Source organism: Oceanobacillus jordanicus, from assembly GCF_022095695.1.
Classification (GTDB): Bacteria; Bacillota; Bacilli; order Bacillales; family Amphibacillaceae; genus Oceanobacillus_B; species Oceanobacillus_B jordanicus.
The window spans coordinates 92,480-109,078 of record NZ_JAIFZM010000007.1; the positions used below are offsets into that span (position 1 = coordinate 92,480).

The following is a 16,599-nucleotide window of genomic DNA, read 5'->3' on the forward strand; positions in this document are numbered from 1 at the left end:
GAGGAATTTAGGGTGAAACGGGAGAGAATAATTGGTCTAATTTTGCTAATAGCTGCCTTCACCCTTCTCGGAGCTTGCTCAAACACAGCGAGCTCCCAAGAAGGGGAAAAGGATGTAACAACATTAAGGCTTGGACATATCCAAAGTGAATCACATACATGGCATAAGGCCTCTGTAAAATTCGCTGAACTGGTGGAAGAAAAGACAGATGGTAAAGTAAACGTCGAAATTTATCCTAGCTCCACACTTGGTTCTGATAGAGATTTAATAGAAGGAACACAAATAGGCTCTGTCGACTTTGCATTAGTTGCAGGGGTAATGTCTAATTTTTATAAACCATATTCTATATTGGAATTGCCTTATCTATTCGATGATCAAGAACATATGGAATCCTTCTTATACGGAGAAGGTGGCGAGGAATTACAACGCGATATGTTAGAAGAAACAGGAATTCGCGGTCTAGAATTTTGGGCACGTGCACCAAGGGAATTAACTACAAATAAACGAGTTGACACAATAGACGACTTAAAAGGAATAAAAATTCGTGTTCCAAATATTGAAGCATCTGTAGAAGGATGGGGCGCAATGGGGGCCAATCCGACTCCGATGAACTTTAGTGAAGTGTATTCGTCACTCCAAACTGGGGTAATTGATGCACAGGAAAATCCGGCATCCTTTACGACTAGTGCTAAGATTCATGAAGTACAAGACTACTTAGTCAAAACAGACCATGTTTATGGCTACGTGCAAATGATTATGAGTGATATTACGTATGAAAAGCTAAGTGAAGAAGAACAGAAAGCAGTTGAAGAAGCAGCATTAGAGGCAAGAAACTATCAAAATGAGCTTGTTGCTGAGCAAGATAAGAAAGCGCTTCAAGAAATGGAAGACGCTGGAGTTGAAATAATTGAAGTAGACAAAGAACCGTTCCGTGAAGCGGTATTGCCTGTCCATGAACGCTTAGCAGATAAGTATGGCAGAGATCTCTATGATTCAATTATTGAGATGAGTAGTTTAGGGGGTAATTAGATGCAGAGCTATGTGAGTTTTATAGATAAAATTAATAAAGCAGTGAAATATATCGTATCGGCCATGTTTATCGTATTAGCGGTATTAGTGGTACTTCAGGTCATTACACGCTTTGTCATTGACTATCCGCTTAGTTGGTCTGAAGAAATATCTCGTTATTTAATGATTTACATTGTGTTTTTTGGGGCAGCCCTTGCAATGCGAAATAAAGAACATATTGCAATAGACTTTTTAGTAGAAATTGTAAGCGCTAAAAGAAAGAAGGTTCTAAATTCTATTATTCTATGGATTTCTCTTATTTTTGCAGCGATTCTTTTCTATTATGGTTCTGCTTTAACCTTAACAGTAGTAAACCAAGCTACACCGACATTGCAATTCTCCATGAGTTGGGCTTATGCAGCTATTCCTTTAGGATCTCTGCTGCTACTGCTTAATACAATTGCTGTCATGATTGAAGACAAACAAGGTAAAACAATAGAGGGAGGTGGGGCGCAATGATAATCGCATTATTTGTATCCCTCATTATCTTATTTCTTCTAGGGGTTCCTGTTGCGATCTCTCTAGGCTTATCATCAAGTATCGCCCTGCTCGTTGCAGGAGATATCCCGTTAATGGTTCTCGCACAGCGGGCGTTTGTATCACTTGATTCCTTCCCATTGCTGGCTATTCCGCTATTCATGCTAGCTGGTGTCATTATGGAATACGGTGGTATTTCTCAGCGATTAATTAATTTAGCCAATGCTTTAACTGGACATGTTTCTGGTGGGTTGGCCATTGTAACTGTTGTAACAACCATGTTTTTCGCAGCGATTTCAGGTTCAAGTGTTGCCGCAACTGCAGCATTAGGGGCTATCCTTATTCCTGCAATGGTTGAAAGAGGTTATCATAAGGATTTTGCCGCAAGTGTTCAAGGCGTTTCAGGGACATTGGGCATCATCATCCCACCTAGTATTCCGCTGATTTTATATGGTGTGGCAGCAGGTACGTCCATTGGTGATTTATTTATCGCAGGTGTAACACCAGGTATCGTGATTGGTATCGGATTACTTATTGTGGTAATCATCGTATCTAAAAAACGAAACTACCTGAAAGAGCCGAAGAAGACAAACAAGGAATTAGGTAAAGCGTTCTTGGAGGCGATTCCTGCTCTTATTATGCCTGTTATCATTTTAGGTGGTATTTATAGTGGAATCTTTACTGCAACTGAAGCAGCCGGTATTGCCGTAGCGTACGCGTTTCTAATCAGTATTGTATTTTATAAAACGATCAACTTTAAAAATATCAACAAGATTCTTACACAAGCGACCGTTACAACATCAACGATCATGTTTATCATTGCAAGTGCTGGGCTATTCAGTTGGATTTTAACTATCGAGAATATTCCACAACAGGTTGCAGAAATGTTTACATCTTTCTCTACTAATGGAACAGTATTCTTATTAGTTATTATGGTGTTACTATTATTGGTAGGAATGTTTATGGAAACCAATGCTTCTATTATCATTCTCGCACCGATTTTGGCACCGGTTGCCTTAGAAATGGGAATTGATCCAGTTCATTTTGGAATCGTAATGATCGTAACACTCGCAATTGGTATGGTAACACCACCACTTGGGTTAAATCTATTCGTTGCAGGAAAGATTGCGAACTTGAGATTAGACCAGGTTACAAAAGGAATGATACCATTCTATATTGCAGTAATTATTACGTTACTCATTATTGCACTATTCCCATCTGTATCACTGGGACTATTAAATTTGCTTGACTAAGGAGTTTAGAGAAGAATGGATAGATTAGACTTAGTGAAAGACCTGCAAAAAACAGGCGTTTTCATGATGGACAATGATCTAGCTTGGGGAACAGCAGGAAATATTAGCGCTCGAGTAAGCGAGGACCAATTTTACGTATCTGCAAGTGGAACATATCTGGGAGAAATGGATATAAGCGATTTCTCCCTCTGTTCAGATGACGGATTGGTTGAAGGGAAAAAGCCATCTAAAGAGCATATTATGCATCAAAACATTTACAAAGAGCGACCAGAGATCAATGCTATTTTGCATGCATCTCCTTTCTACAGTACACTTATTGCCAATACTGATATGGCCATTCCTTCTAACTATTTTGTTGAAGCGATGTATTATTTGGAAAAGATCGTACGCATTCCATATGAGCATCCAGGAAGTCTTGGGCTCGCAGATGCTGTAAAGGAAAAAGCGAAACTAGGAAATGTAATGCTACTTGAAAACCACGGTGTTATCGTTTATGACACAAGTTTAAAAGAAGCTAGAATGGCATTGCAGACACTAGAATATACGTGTAGAATGCATATCCAGGCAATGCAGAGTGGAATTAAGATAAACGGCTTATCGGAAGACACAGTAAACGACTTCCTTTATAATGCCGGCTACAAACCAGTTCGCAAATGGGATTAAGGTAAATAGAAAAACAGCTGAGACACAGTCTCGGCTGTTTTTTAGGTGGATTGTTAATCAAGGGGGATGTTTAATCAATCAAAAAGGTACGTCAATCAATCAAATGGGTGGGCAAATCAACCAAAGCAGAGCCCCAATCGACCAAGATAGCTGTCTAATCAATCAAAGGGGATGTTCAATCGACCAAGATAGCTGTCTAATCAATCAAAGGGGATGTTCAATCAACAAAAAAAGCTATTCAATCAATCAAAGAGGAGTCCCAATCAACCAAAGCGAAACGCCAATCAACCACGCGTCACCCCACCCTTTTCTCAATTATTCAAAATAACCTTCATCAACGTTCTCACATAAGCTGTTTTCATGTAATAAAAATAGCCTTTTTTACCATTAAAAACCAAATATTTTATTTATAAAATAGGGGCATAGAATGGGTAATAATCTTTTACTGTTTACTACGTTAAAGTGACGTCACAATCTAACGCAGGAACAAAATTTAGTAGAGAAAGAAGCTGATCCTCATGATAGACGAGCCTATTGTTGCTGCCATGCTAATATTTGCTTTATTCGCATTGGGAGAATTTTTATCCGTTGTTTCCAGAGCAAGAATCCCGATGTTATTTGTCGTGATGTTCGGTTATTTACTCTTACTTTGGACAGGTGTTTTTCCACCTGATATTGCCGACAAGGCGAATATTTCCGCTTTCGCTTCTATTTTGCCAGCGGTTTTGATTGTGCATATGGGGACATTAATCCCTTTTAAACAACTGAAGGAGCAGTATAAGGCAGTTCTCATTGCCTTATCCGGGATCCTTGTCGCTGTAGTGCTTGTCATTGTTTTCGTTACACCGTTTGTTGGCTATACATCTTCTGTGGTTGGATTAGGGCCATTAACGGGTGGGATTATCGCGTTTGTTATTACATCAGAACGTCTGCAGGAACTTGGACTAGTTAGCTTGATCACCATTCCGGCACTCATTTTAGGAATTCAAAACTTTGTTGGAATGCCACTTGCTGCATTTTTCCTACGTAAGCTTGGTGTCTCTGTACAAAAAGAATTACGTGAGACAGGCTATCAGACAGTAGCCGCAACGAAAGAGAAGCAAGAAAAAAGCAGGAAAAGCTTGCTACCGGAAAAATACCAAACACAGGTCATCCTTCTCTTTCAAGTGTTTCTTGGAGCTGCCATAGCGGTAGTCCTTGGATCTCTGACAGGCATTAATTATAGCCTATGGGCACTTGCAATAGGCATTATAGGAACCTATTTTGGCTTCTATCAAGGAAGTATGATGGAAAAGGCAAATTCCTTTGGGATAACGATGGCACTCTTAATTGTTGTGGTGATGTCTTCCATGAATTCCATCACACCGTCCATGTTCACGGACTATCTTCCAGAAGTACTTTTGATCATGGTGGTTGGGATAATCGGAATTTTAATTGGCGGCTATTTCAGTTCAAAATTATTAAAATGGAATCCAAATAAAGGAATACCCGTTGCCTTAACAGCATTATTCGGGTTTCCTGGTGATTATATTATTTGTGAGGAAGTCAGCAGAAGTATAGGAAAGGATGAGAAGGAAAGAAAGGCTATTTTTAACGAGATTTTAACGCCGATGCTGGTCGGTGGGTTTACGACCGTCACGATTGCATCGATTGTGATTGCAAGTATTCTTGTTGGTACACTATAAAACTCAATAGAAGGGGAGCGTTACATATGACATACACTTTTGTAAAAAATGGCACGTTAATTGATGGCAATGGAGGAGAACCAGTAGAAAAGGCTGCTGTACTATTAAACGATGGGAAAATTGAGGCAGTGGGAGAAGAAGCAGAATTGGCATCACTAAAACCCGACGCAAAAGTAGTTGATGCCGATGGAGGCTACATTTTACCAGGTCTTTTTGATACACATGTTCACATGATGTTCCAAAAAGCAGAGATGCAGAAAACATTGGAGACACCTTTCTCGATGCGTTTTTACCAGGCGATGGATTATTTAAAGAAAACGATTGATATCGGAATCACTTCTGTAAGGGACGCAGGGTTTACGGATGTTGGTGTGAAGCAAGCGATTGAAGAAGGATTAATTGTCGGACCAAGAATGCAAGTAAGCATCAATCCACTTACCATTACTGGTGGTCATGGGGACTCATGGATGCAATCAGGCATAGATGTCACGAATGTAACCTACCCTTCCATGCCGGATGCGATATGTGACGGCCCCGATCAAGTACACAAAAAGGTGCGGGAGATGCTACGTGCAGGAGCTGATATTATCAAGGTCCACGCAACAGGCGGTGTGCTTAGTCCTACTGACCATCCAGAATTCACGCAATTCTCGCAAGAAGAACTGGAGATTATCGTGAGGGAGGCGAGCTTCCGAAATGGGGTCAAGGTAATGGCCCACGCTCAAGGTTCTGAAGGGATAAAGAATGCAGTTCGTGCTGGAATCCATTCCATTGAACATGGCATTTACTTGGATGATGAGGCAATTGACTTGATGTTAAAGCACGGTACGTACTTAGTGCCAACATTGCTTGCGCCGGTTTCTGTACTAGAGTTGGCTGAAACGACGAATGACATGCCAGCCTATGCGGTAGAAAAGTCAAAAGAGGTTGCTGAGATTCATAAAACGAGTGTTGCCAAGGCTCATCGTGCGGGAGTGAAAATCGCAATGGGGACGGATGCTGGCGTCATGCCACATGGTACCAACTTAAGAGAGCTTGGCCTAATGTGTGAGATAGGGATGACCCCAATGGAAGCCCTACAGGCAACGACAAAAGTGGCTGCTGAATGTATGGGGTGGGATAACAAACTGGGTACATTGGAAACTGGAAAAGTAGCGGATCTTATCATTACGAAGACCAATCCGCTTACGGACATCCGCAGTTTAGAAAACAAGGAAAACATCACAACCGTCATTAAAGATGGACAACTCGTGAAGCAAAATACGGTTAAAACGACAGTACGTATATAAAGTGAAACTTCAATCAGTGGGGGTTTTCATTCTTATCCCACTGATTGTTAGTTGAACGAATCGGGGTGTTAGCGTCCGTTTACTCCCACTCAAAACTAGCTTCACTTCATGTTTTGAAGTGGGAGTCTTACGGACGGTTGCACCGGGATAAGAAGCAAAAAGGAGAGAAAAGTGGAAGCTTTTCTCTCTTTTTATGTGCTTTTCTGATTATACAAACGACTTGCCCGCGTTACACTTAGCGCTAGAAGAATGAGGGATAATATACTGAAAACCACCCATCCATCTAAATCTCTTGCTGCTAACAAGATAGCAATAATACTTCCTATAATAGAAGCGGAAAATCCGAGCATCGTCTTAACATCTTTTAACATGGTATAATTCATCATTTTTCCTCGCTTTTCTTATTTTGTGTGCTTTTGAAAAAGAAATAAAACCTTTATTATCCCACTTACATAGCAAAAATAGGATATGGCGAAAACACCGAACAGCAAAATCCATTCTATGGAGAAATCAGGTATGGGTGCCATAGCAAGGCTGTACCCAATACATGCACACACCACGATTAGAAAAAGTAACAGGGAAAAACTTCTTTGTAAATAATAGAGCGATGTATGTGACGAATATTTTAGCAAATCTTTCCAGGCAAGGAACCGTTCCAAGATACCGTTGAATAAGATGTTCATGACATCTCGAATGGTTGGTTTTTTCATGCTAAGTATATATAAAAGCTCTTCCCCATAATGCGCACGCCATTTTTTGGGGTATACATAGAGAAGCCATTTCATAATAAGCCAAGCCTCCTCCATCCAAGCGACGTCACTTGTTCCAATTCCTTTAATCTTTCCTCCAGATACGCTTTGCCAGATTCCGTAACCTTATACGGCTTTCTTCTGTTTTGTAAGGGCATAGCTTCTATGAGACGCAGCTTTTCCATTCGGCTAATGGCGCCATATAGTGTCCCTGGTCCAAGCTTTTTATGATAGTGTTTTTCAATATCTTCCATGATGGCATAGCCGTGCTTTTCTCCTTCGGCTAAACTGATTAAGATAAATAAAGCTGGCTCTGAAAACCGGTCAAGTGACTGCATTGCTTCACCTCATCTATTACGTTTTGTGTTATATCGTATAACGTAATAGTAATCAAAAAAATCCTATGAGTCAACTTTTGTCACAATTGTGCAAAAACCATGGTATGCTAGGTTTAGAGAGATATAAGTAAGGGGTTTTTATAATGCAAGCGAATAAAAAACGACGGTTAATCTTCACATTTTTGGTTGCTGCGATTGGTGGATATATTTTTTACATCCTAAATATGCCGCTTCCCTGGGTGCTTGGTGCCTTAACGTTTACCTTTATCGCACAAGGGCTATTAAAGCAGGAAGCATATATCCCGACCCCAATAAAAAATACAAGCTTTATTATACTTGGAATTTATTTTGGACTTTATTTTACATTGGAAACTTTCCAGATGATACTCCCGTATTTTCTTCCATATCTTTTGCTTACCCTCATTCTTATTTTTGCTAGTATTTTTATCAGTATCATGGTGACAAAATTATCGTGGGTAAAGGTAGACAGCATGACAAGTATTTTTGGTAGTATTCCAGGGGGCTTGTCTGAGATGACATTGGCGAGTGAAGCATTTAAGGCACGCACGTCCTTGGTTGTTATCTTTCAAACAATTCGTCTGGTGACCGTTCTCTTTACCGTTCCTTCCATTATGGCCTTGTTATTCGGACAAGGAACAGGGAACACAAATGGTCAGGCTTCCACAGAAGTTATTCTTGGATCTCCTGTTAGCTATTTGGCTTTTATCCTGCCAGCATTGGCCGCGTTGTTTTTGAATAAAAAAATTCCAGCGGGGATTATTATCGGGGCAATTGGGGTGACAGCGGCACTTAATATTACGCTCGTGGAGCTGCCAGCGATCCCTCCCACTCTTATGTATGCAGCACAGGTTGCGGTCGGGGCAAGCCTTGGTAAAAATATTCTGTTTCGAGATATAAAGGCAGGTGGAAAGCTCTCCTTTATATATTTTGGCACATCCCTTGGCATAATTGCCTTTTCTATTATGCTTGGTGTGATTTTAGCAAACCTAACCTCATTAGATTATGTTACAGCTATTTTAAGCATTGCACCAGGCGGTTTGTTTGAGATGGTTTTAACAGCATATAGTCTTGGGGGAGATCCTGCTGTCGTTAGCTCTTTGCAACTCATTCGTATACTTGTCATTGTAATTGGCGTGCCACCACTATTAGGTATGTTATTTCGTGATAGAAGATCGACCAGTCACATATCTTAAACTTTTTGTTTGCATTGTACTTGGACTGAGAGTTTAGGAAGGTTAAATAGAAGGAGGAAAACTGGTTATGTCATTGACCAAATGGAAGCAACCGACCATTCTTTTAATTTCAGTAGGAACTGCTAGTCTCGGAGATTTCATATATCTAATCGCTATCAATTTATTAGTCTTTCAAATAACGGGTTCAGCGGCTGCGGTGGCTGGGCTTTGGGTAGTCGGCCCCATCGTAAATGTGTTAACTAAATTTTGGACCGGAAGTTTTATTGAGTACCGAAGTAAGCGGAAGATCATGATTGTGACATATTTGGCTAGGGCGATATTTGTATTCTGCCTTCCTTTCTTATCTTCTATTTGGTTCATCTTTTTATTTCTCATCTTGCTAAGTATTGCGAAATCATTTTTTGGTCCTTCTTCTATGACGTACATAACAGAAATGATATCGAAGGAGATGCGGAAACGATTTAATTCTATTCAGTCCCTTACAACATCAGGTGCCTTCATTATAGGTCCAGCTGTAGCCGGATCCCTTATTCTATTTTGGGGCATCGATATAACGCTAATCATTAACTCGTCAGCCTTTCTACTATCTGCGTTTTTCCTAATGCTATTGCCTGAAATGGGTGCAGTTGAGAAGGCAACCATACCAAAGCTTTCCTGGGCTCAAGTACGAGAAGACTTCCAAGTTGTTCGTAACTTTGTTAAGGTCAACCATTATGTAGCGTATATTTACGGATTGTTTCTGGTTACCACGATCTTCGCGTTTGCAATGGACGCTCAGGAAGTAGTGTTTACCCAAGACGTAGTAGGGTTATCCGAAATGGATTATAGCTTACTCATTAGTATTACAGGGATTGGATCGATTACGGGTGCCATACTCGTGTCTGTTTTCTCTCATCTTTTCTCACTACGATATTTGATTGCCTTGGGAATTCTATTTCAGTCGGTTGGGTATGTTCTCTATGCCTTCTCCTGGTCGTTTTTAACCATAACGATCGGCTTCATCATATTAGGCTTCTTTAACAGTTTCTTAAACACGGGAATAATGACGTTTTACCAGAATAATGTCCCAACAAATTTAATGGGAAGGGTAACAAGTCTTGTGCAGTTATTGCAAAGTGGCCTACAAATTTTAATGGTATTAGTGGTTGGAACGATGGGGGACATTATTTCCCTTAGACTGATGATCATTGTGTTATCTACAGCTATGCTGCTAATCGCCTTCCTAATTGGATACAGTGCATTAATGCCGGCCAAGAAAACGTATTTTAGAGAAGCAAGTTAGAGAGCGTCTTATTATTAAGTGGAAAAAAGCAGGAGAAAATAAAAACAACCAGAACCACTCTAAAGTGACTCTGGTTGTTTTTATTTTGCTACTTAAAGGACGTAATATAAAAGATCCTCTACATCACTAATAAAATCGGCCAACATAATTCGCCCAACTATATAGGTTAGAACTGACATTAAGATAACAGTAGCTAAGCTAAGGTAGACGCGTTGTCCCTGTTTTGCAACAAGGGTAGCTTTCTCATATACCATGATTACTGGAACAAACATTAAGAATAAAATTAATGACGTACCAAGTGTATAAATGGTTAATTGGATAGAGCCTGCTAGTCCGAATAAAATAGCTAATACATTTAAAGTAGCAAACGGTACTGCCAGCCCACCAAATTGTGCTACGTATGTTTGGAAGTCGATATGATTTTTAGCAGCTTTAACCATTATAAAGCTGCTAAATAAAGAGATCACCACTGAAATGGCAATAATAAAGAAAAGTCGAAAGTTCAATTCGAAAAATGGAAGAGAACTTTCTGTTGCTCCAAACCCACCCATAAATGAACGCGTTAACGAGTTTGCTAGAAAGTAAATGCTTAAAGAAAAGGCAATTGCATAGATAATTAAGGTAACGAACCCTGATATAAAATGCTTCCGCCCAGACTGAAATGCGAGTGATGGATTTTTAAGTAAGCTTAAGAAGTAAGAGCCGTATTGCTGCAAGCCATCCTTGATATCCGTAGGTTGGTTTACAGGTGCCATGGTTGCTGCAGACTGAGCTTTTGCAGTCAAATGGTCTACATTTGCTGGGTTCCCCTCAGGCGTCACGGCTGACCCACAAACACCGCAAAATTTTCCTGTTTCTTGTTTATGATTACATGTAGTACAAACGAGCATGTTCTAATCCCCTTTTAATAAATAGATACTTTATCTTTTTTCTCTCTCTGTTTCTTCATACGTAATACTACGGATACGATAACCGTCTTCACCTGTCACGACCGTATAGTTTTTTTCTCGATCATAATCTGTCTGTTCATCGAGGTGATTTGTAAACGTGAATTGTTCGTTCGTTGTCACTTTTACGGTAAGCTCGTCGACGATTTTGGCATCTATAACTTCATTCGAGGTGAATTCATAATAATAGTTTGTATCCTCTAAATCGGCGATGTAGGTCCCCAGCTCCTCTGATGCATCGCTTTCGGGCTCTACATAGGGTTCTATCAAACTATAATCCTGAAAGTTCACCGCATTCTCATAGGCATCGCGAAAGCTGAGAACAAGGTCACCAGCCTCTTCTTCAGGCGATACTGCAGCTTGCGCCTCGGCAGCATAAATGGCTTGATCATCAAACCAGAAATCAAGATCATACCACCCGTCTGCTTGCGGTTGTAGTGTATCGGTCTTCAACACGCTTCCGTCAGGAGCTTCCCATTCAGCATGAAATTCCAACCCATTCTCTTCTGGGAAGGGACCAAGAAAGTCGAATTCGTTAAGTTTCTTGCCTGTATCCTTACCGTTCATAAAGAGACTTGCTTCCATTTGGTTGGAATAGATGCTTTGTGTATATCCTGGGAACTCAGCATAGACTTCGTGTTGATCTGCAGCTTCTACTATAAGATCTTCTTCATAGGCAAACTCACCGAACATATTCTCCGCTTTAGCAGTTAATGTATAAGTGCCTGGGTAAACCGTGGTAATGGTAGTAGGCTCTTCTAAATTTAGCTTCTCTGTTACTCGATCAATCGTTACTTCGGCATTGTCCATGGAAGAAGACGCAACAAGCTCAACTGGTACTGCTTGGAATGTATAAGTTGTATAAAGTCCTAAAACAACAGATTTAGGTTTGACCCGAAATAGCTCTGTACCGTTGGAGCTTATAATTTTTTTCTCCAGCTTGGTTGGCTGTTGTTCTTCCGATTCCACTATTTGCATAAACTGCTCTTTCACGTGATCCCATTCCGTTTCTTTTATGTATTGGAGATACGCTTCATTATTAAGTAATGCATCTTCATCAACTTGCACATGGTCAAGGAATGCTCCTGCCTGTTCTTCTGAAATGGCCTCGTCCATAGCCTGAAGCTGCTTCATTGGACTAAAATAGCTATCCAGCATTTTATGGGCAATAAATAATGACAAACAAAGTGCCCCAATAATAAGGAGTAACACTTTCGTGCGTTTTTTCATCGGTTGGCGTGGTTTGCTTCCACGAGTTGGCCCAATCGTGTCTGCTTGCTGAGAAGCTTCTCCACATTCTGTGCAAAACCGATCTTCCGTCTCTAGCCTTGTTCCGCAATTTTTACAATAGGGCATAGTTTTTCCTCCTTTCTTTTGATATAAGAACATTAGCCTGGGTAAAATGACCCAGCATTGATAAGTATAGCAAAATTCTTTAGGAAAGAAAGGAAAAATTGGGAGATTCTTCGTTTATGCTTTTTCTTTGAATTTCATGCTGTTCATTATTATAATTAACAGCAAGTTGTTAATTTTCAATTATTTTAAGATGGGGGGATGAGAAGTGACAACGAATGATGGTAAAAGAAAAAACAAAAAGGGCGTCAAAATGCCAGACGCCTTCGTTATATTATTTGGTTTGTTGCTCCTCGCAGCAATTGCTACATATATTATACCAGCAGGGTCTTTTGAAAGAGAGACAACAGATAATGAGATTACCCAAGTAATCCCGGACAGCTACAGTGAAACAGATATGAATCCAGCTTCTGTAATGGATGTATTCCTAGCTATCCAACAAGGACTAATTGATACAGCCAATCTTGTGTTTATGGTATTAATTATTGGTGGAACGGTTGCCGTATTTGAACATACAGGGGCCGTCAACTCTGGAATTAACGCTCTAATCGATCGTACTAAGGGGAGGAAATATCTGCTAATCATCTCTGTTATAACCCTTTTTGGTATATTGGATACAGCGGGGGTAAGTGGAAATGCTGTTATTGCCTTTATTCCGATCGGAATTATTCTTGCCCGGGCACTTAAGCTTGATGCCATTACAGGAATTGCGATGATCTACTTAGGACAGTATGTGGGTGTGGCAACAGGTACATTTGACCCCGTGATAACAGGTATAGCCCAGCAAATTGCTGAGTTACCTTTATTCTCAGGGGCTGCACTACGAGGAGCGGCTTTTATTGTGTTTCTTCTAGTTACCATTGTCTATATCTGTCTCTATGTAAAAAAAATAAGCAAGGATCCTGCAAAATCTATGATGGGATCGTCGCCTTTTGCCAAATATCACGATGATGAACAAGACACGGATTCATTTGGGGCGTTTACCCTGCGGCATAAGATCGTTATTCTTACGTTCTTTGTTTTCTTGGGAGTTTTTCTGTTTGGTGTTTATAACCTCGGTTGGTCGATTAACGAGCTTTCGGCAACCTTTCTTATGATGAGCATTGCGGTAGCAGTTATTAATAAAATAACGCCAAATAAATTAGTTTCGGTGTTTATGGAAGGGGCGAAAGGACTCGTCTATGGAGCCCTCGTGATTGGAATGGCACGAGCCATTGTAGTCATTTTGGAAAATGGGTATATTTTAGATACGATCGTTCATTATGCCTTTGGCCCACTAGAAGGTTTGCCAACATTACTCGGAGCCCAGGCAATCTTTGTTTTTAACTTACTCTTTAACTTATTGGTAACATCCGGTAGTGGCCAGGCGGTCATCACCATGCCATTTATTGTACCGTTAGTTGACATGCTTGATATTACACGGCAGACAGGTGTCTTAGCATTTAAACTCGGTGATGGCATAACGAATATTTTCACGCCTACCTCAGGTGTATTGATGGCAGTATTGGCTGTCGGAGGTGTTCCGTGGAATAAATGGTTCCGCTTCGTCTGGCCACTTGTCCTTATTTGGGCTTTCATTGGCGCTGTGTTTATTAGCATCGCGGTTCTTATAAATTACGGACCATTCTAACGAAAGGAGAAACAACATGGATCAGATAAAAGCATACATGACAAAACATCACCAGGACATTATGGAGGATATGAAATACATTGTGGAGAGTGAGTCGCCTTCCCATGATAAAGCACTATTAGACGTTTGCGGACAACGTATCCAAGACTTATTGGAAAAGCACTTTGGCTATCGTGCAATGTTAATAGAAGAGAAAGAACACGGAAATCATTTACGGTTTGAATACGGAGAAGGGGAAGAAAAACTCTTAATTCTGTCCCATTTTGATACGGTTTGGGATAAAGGAGAGCTTCCTATTAAGGAAGAGGGAGGAAAAATCTTTGGTCCAGGCATCCTCGATATGAAAGGTGGGCTTGTCCAAGCGATTTGGTCGATGAAAGCATGCAAGGATTTAGGTCTGCACGTAGATAAACGCGTTGTTTTCTTGTGTACAAGTGATGAGGAAATTGGCAGCCCGAGCTCGCAAGCATTGATCGAACAGGAAGCGAAAGACAGCTTTTGTGTTTTGGTTACAGAGCCACCCGTAGCCGGAAGTGGCGCATTAAAAACAGAACGAAAAGGCTCTGCTCGCTACTATGTAGATGTAACAGGCAAAGCAGCCCACTCTGGCAATCATCATGAAGATGGGGTGAATGCTATTAAAGAAGTGGCCGAGCAAATTCTTTATTTAGAGTCACTTACAGACTACGATAAGGGTACAACCGTGAATGTAGGCTCTGTGGAAGGTGGAGGGCCGCTAAATGTTGTTGCCGATGCAGCATCGATCGGGGTTGATGTAAGAATGGAAACAGAAGAAGAACAAGACAGAATCGAACACATTATGGAAGAGCTCGAACCTCATACAGAGGGCGCTAAAATAAAGGTGCACGGTGGCGTTATGCGACCACCAATGCATAAGAATGAACGAACAGAAAAGCTATTTGCAAAAGCCAAAGAAGTAGCTCAGGAACTAAATATGAAGCTTAAGGAAGAGAGTGCAGGTGGCGGAAGTGATGGAAACTTTACTGCAGCGATGGGGGTTCCTACCCTCGATGGACTCGGTGCAGCAGGTGAGGGGATACATGCCAGAGATGAACATATTTTGATCAATGACATTCCGGAGCGAACCGCTTTGCTTTGTAAGTTAATTTATTCGGTTTAAATCACTGGGGATTTTCCCAGCTTAACATGAATAGGAATAATAAAGAGTAAGGGGGATGATGGAAATGAATCAAGGTATTGGGGGGGGTGTTTTTGCAGGTAGCATGTTTCTTGGTATTGGGTTAGGACTACTTTTTGATAACGTGGCAGCAGGCACGTTGATTGGTATGGGGGCAGGGTTCTTAGCTATGGCTTTCAGCAGTAGGAAAAGAAGCTGAATCGGGTTGCAAGTTTGAACAATTTAGGGTAATAATTTGATGAAGGGTACCAAAAGAAGGAGGTTTTCTATGTATTGCCCTAATTGTGGAATAAAGGTAACACAGGAAGCAAAGTTTTGCCCATCTTGTGGGATAAAGCTAATTCAAGAAGAAGACGTATTTAGACAAGACGCTGGTCAAACGCAATCGGCAGCAACAGAGGATGCCGGTAAAACAATCCCCGATCAGATGCGCAGTACTTTCTTGCATGCAACGGAACGCATTAATGGACTTGTGGGGGAAAAAGGGAATATTGACTTGAATTTACGGGATATATTTTCTTCTGTTTTTAAAAAACACTCCAAGGAAGAAGGGGAGATCCTGTTTATTTCGGGAACTTCTTTGACGACACCAGGGGAGGAAGAAATCTCCACCTCTTGGCCAAAGCCTTGGTTGTTTTCCAGAATCTTTCTCATTCTGGCGGTTACATATCTTTTCCTATACGTATGTACTTATATGTTTCATAATCCTAACGCTTTGCCAGGACTTATTGTGGTTGGATCGTTTGTCGTCCCCTTTTCCTTACTCATTTTCTTTTGGGAAATGAACGCTCCGCGGAATCTGAGTATCTATGAAATTGCCAAAATGTTTTTCATAGGGGGGACCGCATCGCTTGTGACCACCCTAATTCTGTTTTCGATCGTCCCGGTTTATAACCTGAATGTTGGGGGCGCCATCATTGTTGGCGTTGTGGAAGAAGTCGGAAAGCTAGTCATCATTCTTTATTTTATAAAGAAATTGAACCCAAAGTACATATTAAATGGCCTTCTTATTGGGGCTGCCATTGGGGCAGGATTTGCAGCATTTGAGTCAGCAGGCTATGCATTTCGCTTCGGCACGATGAATGGGACGGATTTTATGCTTTCTGTCATGTTTGACAGGGCCTGGATGTCCATTGGCACACACGTTAGCTGGGCAGCCATAACGGGGGCTGCACTCGTCTATGTTAAAAAAGCGGAGCCCTTAAAAGGGGAGCACTTGACCGATGCAAAATTTCTTAAGCTCTTTGCTGTCCCTGTTATTCTACACTCTGTGTGGGATATGCCACTCTATTTGTTCCAGGTATTTAATCTGATGTATATCGTGCTAATTATAATTGCTTGGATCTTTATCTTCACGTTAATTCATGCAGGGTTAAAGCAGATTGTTCGGTTGAATGTAGGTCAATAGGCAGTTGGGGAAGAGGACGTAATATGATATCTTTTAAATAGGATAAAGTGAAACGTCATTTCATAAGGCTCTTTCCGCCAGGCG

17 protein-coding genes are annotated in these 16,599 nt (G+C 40.8%); 12 read left to right on the forward strand and 5 right to left on the reverse strand.

Going from position 1 to position 16,599, the window contains the following annotated elements; genetic code table 11:
• Nucleotides 1-12 precede the first annotated feature (12 nt).
• The 6 genes from K3T81_RS09915 to K3T81_RS09940 all read left to right on the forward strand — a co-directional run bounded on the left by K3T81_RS09915 (nucleotide 13) and on the right by K3T81_RS09940 (nucleotide 6,435).
• Nucleotides 13-1,029 carry a TRAP transporter substrate-binding protein gene (locus tag K3T81_RS09915; protein WP_238019715.1) on the forward strand — a complete coding sequence of 339 codons (1,017 nt, stop codon included), beginning with the start codon at nucleotides 13-15 and terminating at the stop codon, nucleotides 1,027-1,029.
• Nucleotides 1,030-1,527 carry a TRAP transporter small permease gene (locus K3T81_RS09920; protein WP_106897569.1) on the forward strand — a complete coding sequence of 166 codons (498 nt, stop codon included), beginning with the start codon at nucleotides 1,030-1,032 and terminating at the stop codon, nucleotides 1,525-1,527.
• Nucleotides 1,524-2,798 (forward strand): TRAP transporter large permease, encoded by a 1,275-nt coding sequence (locus tag K3T81_RS09925; protein WP_036575604.1) that lies wholly within the window; start codon nucleotides 1,524-1,526, stop codon nucleotides 2,796-2,798. The genes K3T81_RS09920 and K3T81_RS09925 overlap by 4 nt, the downstream gene beginning before the upstream one ends.
• A gap of 15 nt (nucleotides 2,799-2,813) precedes the next feature.
• Nucleotides 2,814-3,461: a class II aldolase/adducin family protein gene (locus K3T81_RS09930; protein ID WP_238019716.1), complete on the forward strand. Its 648-nt coding sequence runs from the start codon at nucleotides 2,814-2,816 to the stop codon at nucleotides 3,459-3,461.
• A 518-nt stretch (nucleotides 3,462-3,979) separates the two neighbouring features.
• Entirely contained in the window at nucleotides 3,980-5,146 is a 1,167-nt protein-coding gene (locus tag K3T81_RS09935) for a hypothetical protein (RefSeq protein ID WP_238019717.1), read from the forward strand.
• A gap of 26 nt (nucleotides 5,147-5,172) precedes the next feature.
• Nucleotides 5,173-6,435 carry a metal-dependent hydrolase family protein gene (locus K3T81_RS09940; RefSeq protein ID WP_238019719.1) on the forward strand — a complete coding sequence of 421 codons (1,263 nt, stop codon included), beginning with the start codon at nucleotides 5,173-5,175 and terminating at the stop codon, nucleotides 6,433-6,435.
• A 191-nt stretch (nucleotides 6,436-6,626) separates the two neighbouring features.
• Here the strand turns inward: K3T81_RS09940 and K3T81_RS09945 are convergent, their stop codons facing one another.
• From K3T81_RS09945 to K3T81_RS09955, 3 genes are read right to left on the reverse strand one after another with little or no spacing between them, the layout of a single operon-like run.
• A complete protein-coding gene (locus K3T81_RS09945; protein ID WP_238019721.1) occupies nucleotides 6,627-6,818 on the reverse strand; it encodes a hypothetical protein in 192 nt (63 codons plus the stop codon).
• A gap of 18 nt (nucleotides 6,819-6,836) precedes the next feature.
• Complete coding sequence (locus tag K3T81_RS09950) at nucleotides 6,837-7,220, reverse strand: hypothetical protein (protein WP_238019723.1); 384 nt, start codon at nucleotides 7,218-7,220, stop codon at nucleotides 6,837-6,839.
• Nucleotides 7,217-7,522, reverse strand: coding sequence for a PadR family transcriptional regulator (locus K3T81_RS09955; protein WP_238019725.1), 306 nt, complete (start codon nucleotides 7,520-7,522; stop codon nucleotides 7,217-7,219). The genes K3T81_RS09950 and K3T81_RS09955 overlap by 4 nt, the downstream gene beginning before the upstream one ends.
• A 143-nt stretch (nucleotides 7,523-7,665) precedes the next feature.
• Between K3T81_RS09955 and K3T81_RS09960 the strand changes: the two genes are divergently transcribed.
• A complete protein-coding gene (locus K3T81_RS09960; protein ID WP_238019726.1) occupies nucleotides 7,666-8,736 on the forward strand; it encodes an AbrB family transcriptional regulator in 1,071 nt (356 codons plus the stop codon).
• A gap of 67 nt (nucleotides 8,737-8,803) precedes the next feature.
• Nucleotides 8,804-10,018 carry an MFS transporter gene (locus tag K3T81_RS09965; protein ID WP_238019728.1) on the forward strand — a complete coding sequence of 405 codons (1,215 nt, stop codon included), beginning with the start codon at nucleotides 8,804-8,806 and terminating at the stop codon, nucleotides 10,016-10,018.
• A 92-nt stretch (nucleotides 10,019-10,110) separates the two neighbouring features.
• Here the strand turns inward: K3T81_RS09965 and K3T81_RS09970 are convergent, their stop codons facing one another.
• Nucleotides 10,111-10,908: a hypothetical protein gene (locus K3T81_RS09970; protein ID WP_238019730.1), complete on the reverse strand. Its 798-nt coding sequence runs from the start codon at nucleotides 10,906-10,908 to the stop codon at nucleotides 10,111-10,113.
• A gap of 30 nt (nucleotides 10,909-10,938) precedes the next feature.
• Nucleotides 10,939-12,321 (reverse strand): TcaA NTF2-like domain-containing protein, encoded by a 1,383-nt coding sequence (locus K3T81_RS09975; RefSeq protein ID WP_238019732.1) that lies wholly within the window; start codon nucleotides 12,319-12,321, stop codon nucleotides 10,939-10,941.
• A gap of 205 nt (nucleotides 12,322-12,526) precedes the next feature.
• On the opposite strand from K3T81_RS09975, the gene K3T81_RS09980 reads away from it, so the two are divergent.
• The 4 genes from K3T81_RS09980 to K3T81_RS09995 all read left to right on the forward strand — a co-directional run bounded on the left by K3T81_RS09980 (nucleotide 12,527) and on the right by K3T81_RS09995 (nucleotide 16,515).
• Nucleotides 12,527-13,948 carry a YfcC family protein gene (locus K3T81_RS09980; RefSeq protein ID WP_238019734.1) on the forward strand — a complete coding sequence of 474 codons (1,422 nt, stop codon included), beginning with the start codon at nucleotides 12,527-12,529 and terminating at the stop codon, nucleotides 13,946-13,948.
• A gap of 16 nt (nucleotides 13,949-13,964) precedes the next feature.
• Nucleotides 13,965-15,089, forward strand: a complete 1,125-nt coding sequence (locus tag K3T81_RS09985; protein WP_238019736.1) for a M20 family metallopeptidase — start codon at nucleotides 13,965-13,967, stop codon at nucleotides 15,087-15,089.
• A 64-nt stretch (nucleotides 15,090-15,153) separates the two neighbouring features.
• Complete coding sequence (locus tag K3T81_RS09990; RefSeq protein WP_238019915.1) at nucleotides 15,154-15,306, forward strand: hypothetical protein; 153 nt, start codon at nucleotides 15,154-15,156, stop codon at nucleotides 15,304-15,306.
• A gap of 69 nt (nucleotides 15,307-15,375) precedes the next feature.
• Nucleotides 15,376-16,515 carry a PrsW family glutamic-type intramembrane protease gene (locus tag K3T81_RS09995; protein ID WP_238019738.1) on the forward strand — a complete coding sequence of 380 codons (1,140 nt, stop codon included), beginning with the start codon at nucleotides 15,376-15,378 and terminating at the stop codon, nucleotides 16,513-16,515.
• Nucleotides 16,516-16,599: the final 84 nt, after the last annotated feature.

What these genes read in the sequence shown, in the direction of transcription:
- K3T81_RS09920 (WP_106897569.1), top strand. Translation starts at nt 1,030, where the DNA reads ATGCAGAGCTATGTGAGTTTTATAGATAAAATTAATAAAGCAGTGAAA.
- K3T81_RS09925 (WP_036575604.1), top strand. Translation starts at nt 1,524, where the DNA reads ATGATAATCGCATTATTTGTATCCCTCATTATCTTATTTCTTCTAGGG.
- K3T81_RS09930 (WP_238019716.1), top strand. Translation starts at nt 2,814, where the DNA reads ATGGATAGATTAGACTTAGTGAAAGACCTGCAAAAAACAGGCGTTTTC.
- K3T81_RS09935 (WP_238019717.1), top strand. Translation starts at nt 3,980, where the DNA reads ATGATAGACGAGCCTATTGTTGCTGCCATGCTAATATTTGCTTTATTC.
- K3T81_RS09940 (WP_238019719.1), top strand. Translation starts at nt 5,173, where the DNA reads ATGACATACACTTTTGTAAAAAATGGCACGTTAATTGATGGCAATGGA.
- K3T81_RS09945 (WP_238019721.1), bottom strand. Translation starts at nt 6,818, where the DNA reads ATGAATTATACCATGTTAAAAGATGTTAAGACGATGCTCGGATTTTCC.
- K3T81_RS09950 (WP_238019723.1), bottom strand. Translation starts at nt 7,220, where the DNA reads ATGAAATGGCTTCTCTATGTATACCCCAAAAAATGGCGTGCGCATTAT.
- K3T81_RS09955 (WP_238019725.1), bottom strand. Translation starts at nt 7,522, where the DNA reads ATGCAGTCACTTGACCGGTTTTCAGAGCCAGCTTTATTTATCTTAATC.
- K3T81_RS09960 (WP_238019726.1), top strand. Translation starts at nt 7,666, where the DNA reads ATGCAAGCGAATAAAAAACGACGGTTAATCTTCACATTTTTGGTTGCT.
- K3T81_RS09965 (WP_238019728.1), top strand. Translation starts at nt 8,804, where the DNA reads ATGTCATTGACCAAATGGAAGCAACCGACCATTCTTTTAATTTCAGTA.
- K3T81_RS09970 (WP_238019730.1), bottom strand. Translation starts at nt 10,908, where the DNA reads ATGCTCGTTTGTACTACATGTAATCATAAACAAGAAACAGGAAAATTT.
- K3T81_RS09975 (WP_238019732.1), bottom strand. Translation starts at nt 12,321, where the DNA reads ATGCCCTATTGTAAAAATTGCGGAACAAGGCTAGAGACGGAAGATCGG.
- K3T81_RS09985 (WP_238019736.1), top strand. Translation starts at nt 13,965, where the DNA reads ATGGATCAGATAAAAGCATACATGACAAAACATCACCAGGACATTATG.
- K3T81_RS09990 (WP_238019915.1), top strand. Translation starts at nt 15,154, where the DNA reads ATGAATCAAGGTATTGGGGGGGGTGTTTTTGCAGGTAGCATGTTTCTT.
- K3T81_RS09995 (WP_238019738.1), top strand. Translation starts at nt 15,376, where the DNA reads ATGTATTGCCCTAATTGTGGAATAAAGGTAACACAGGAAGCAAAGTTT.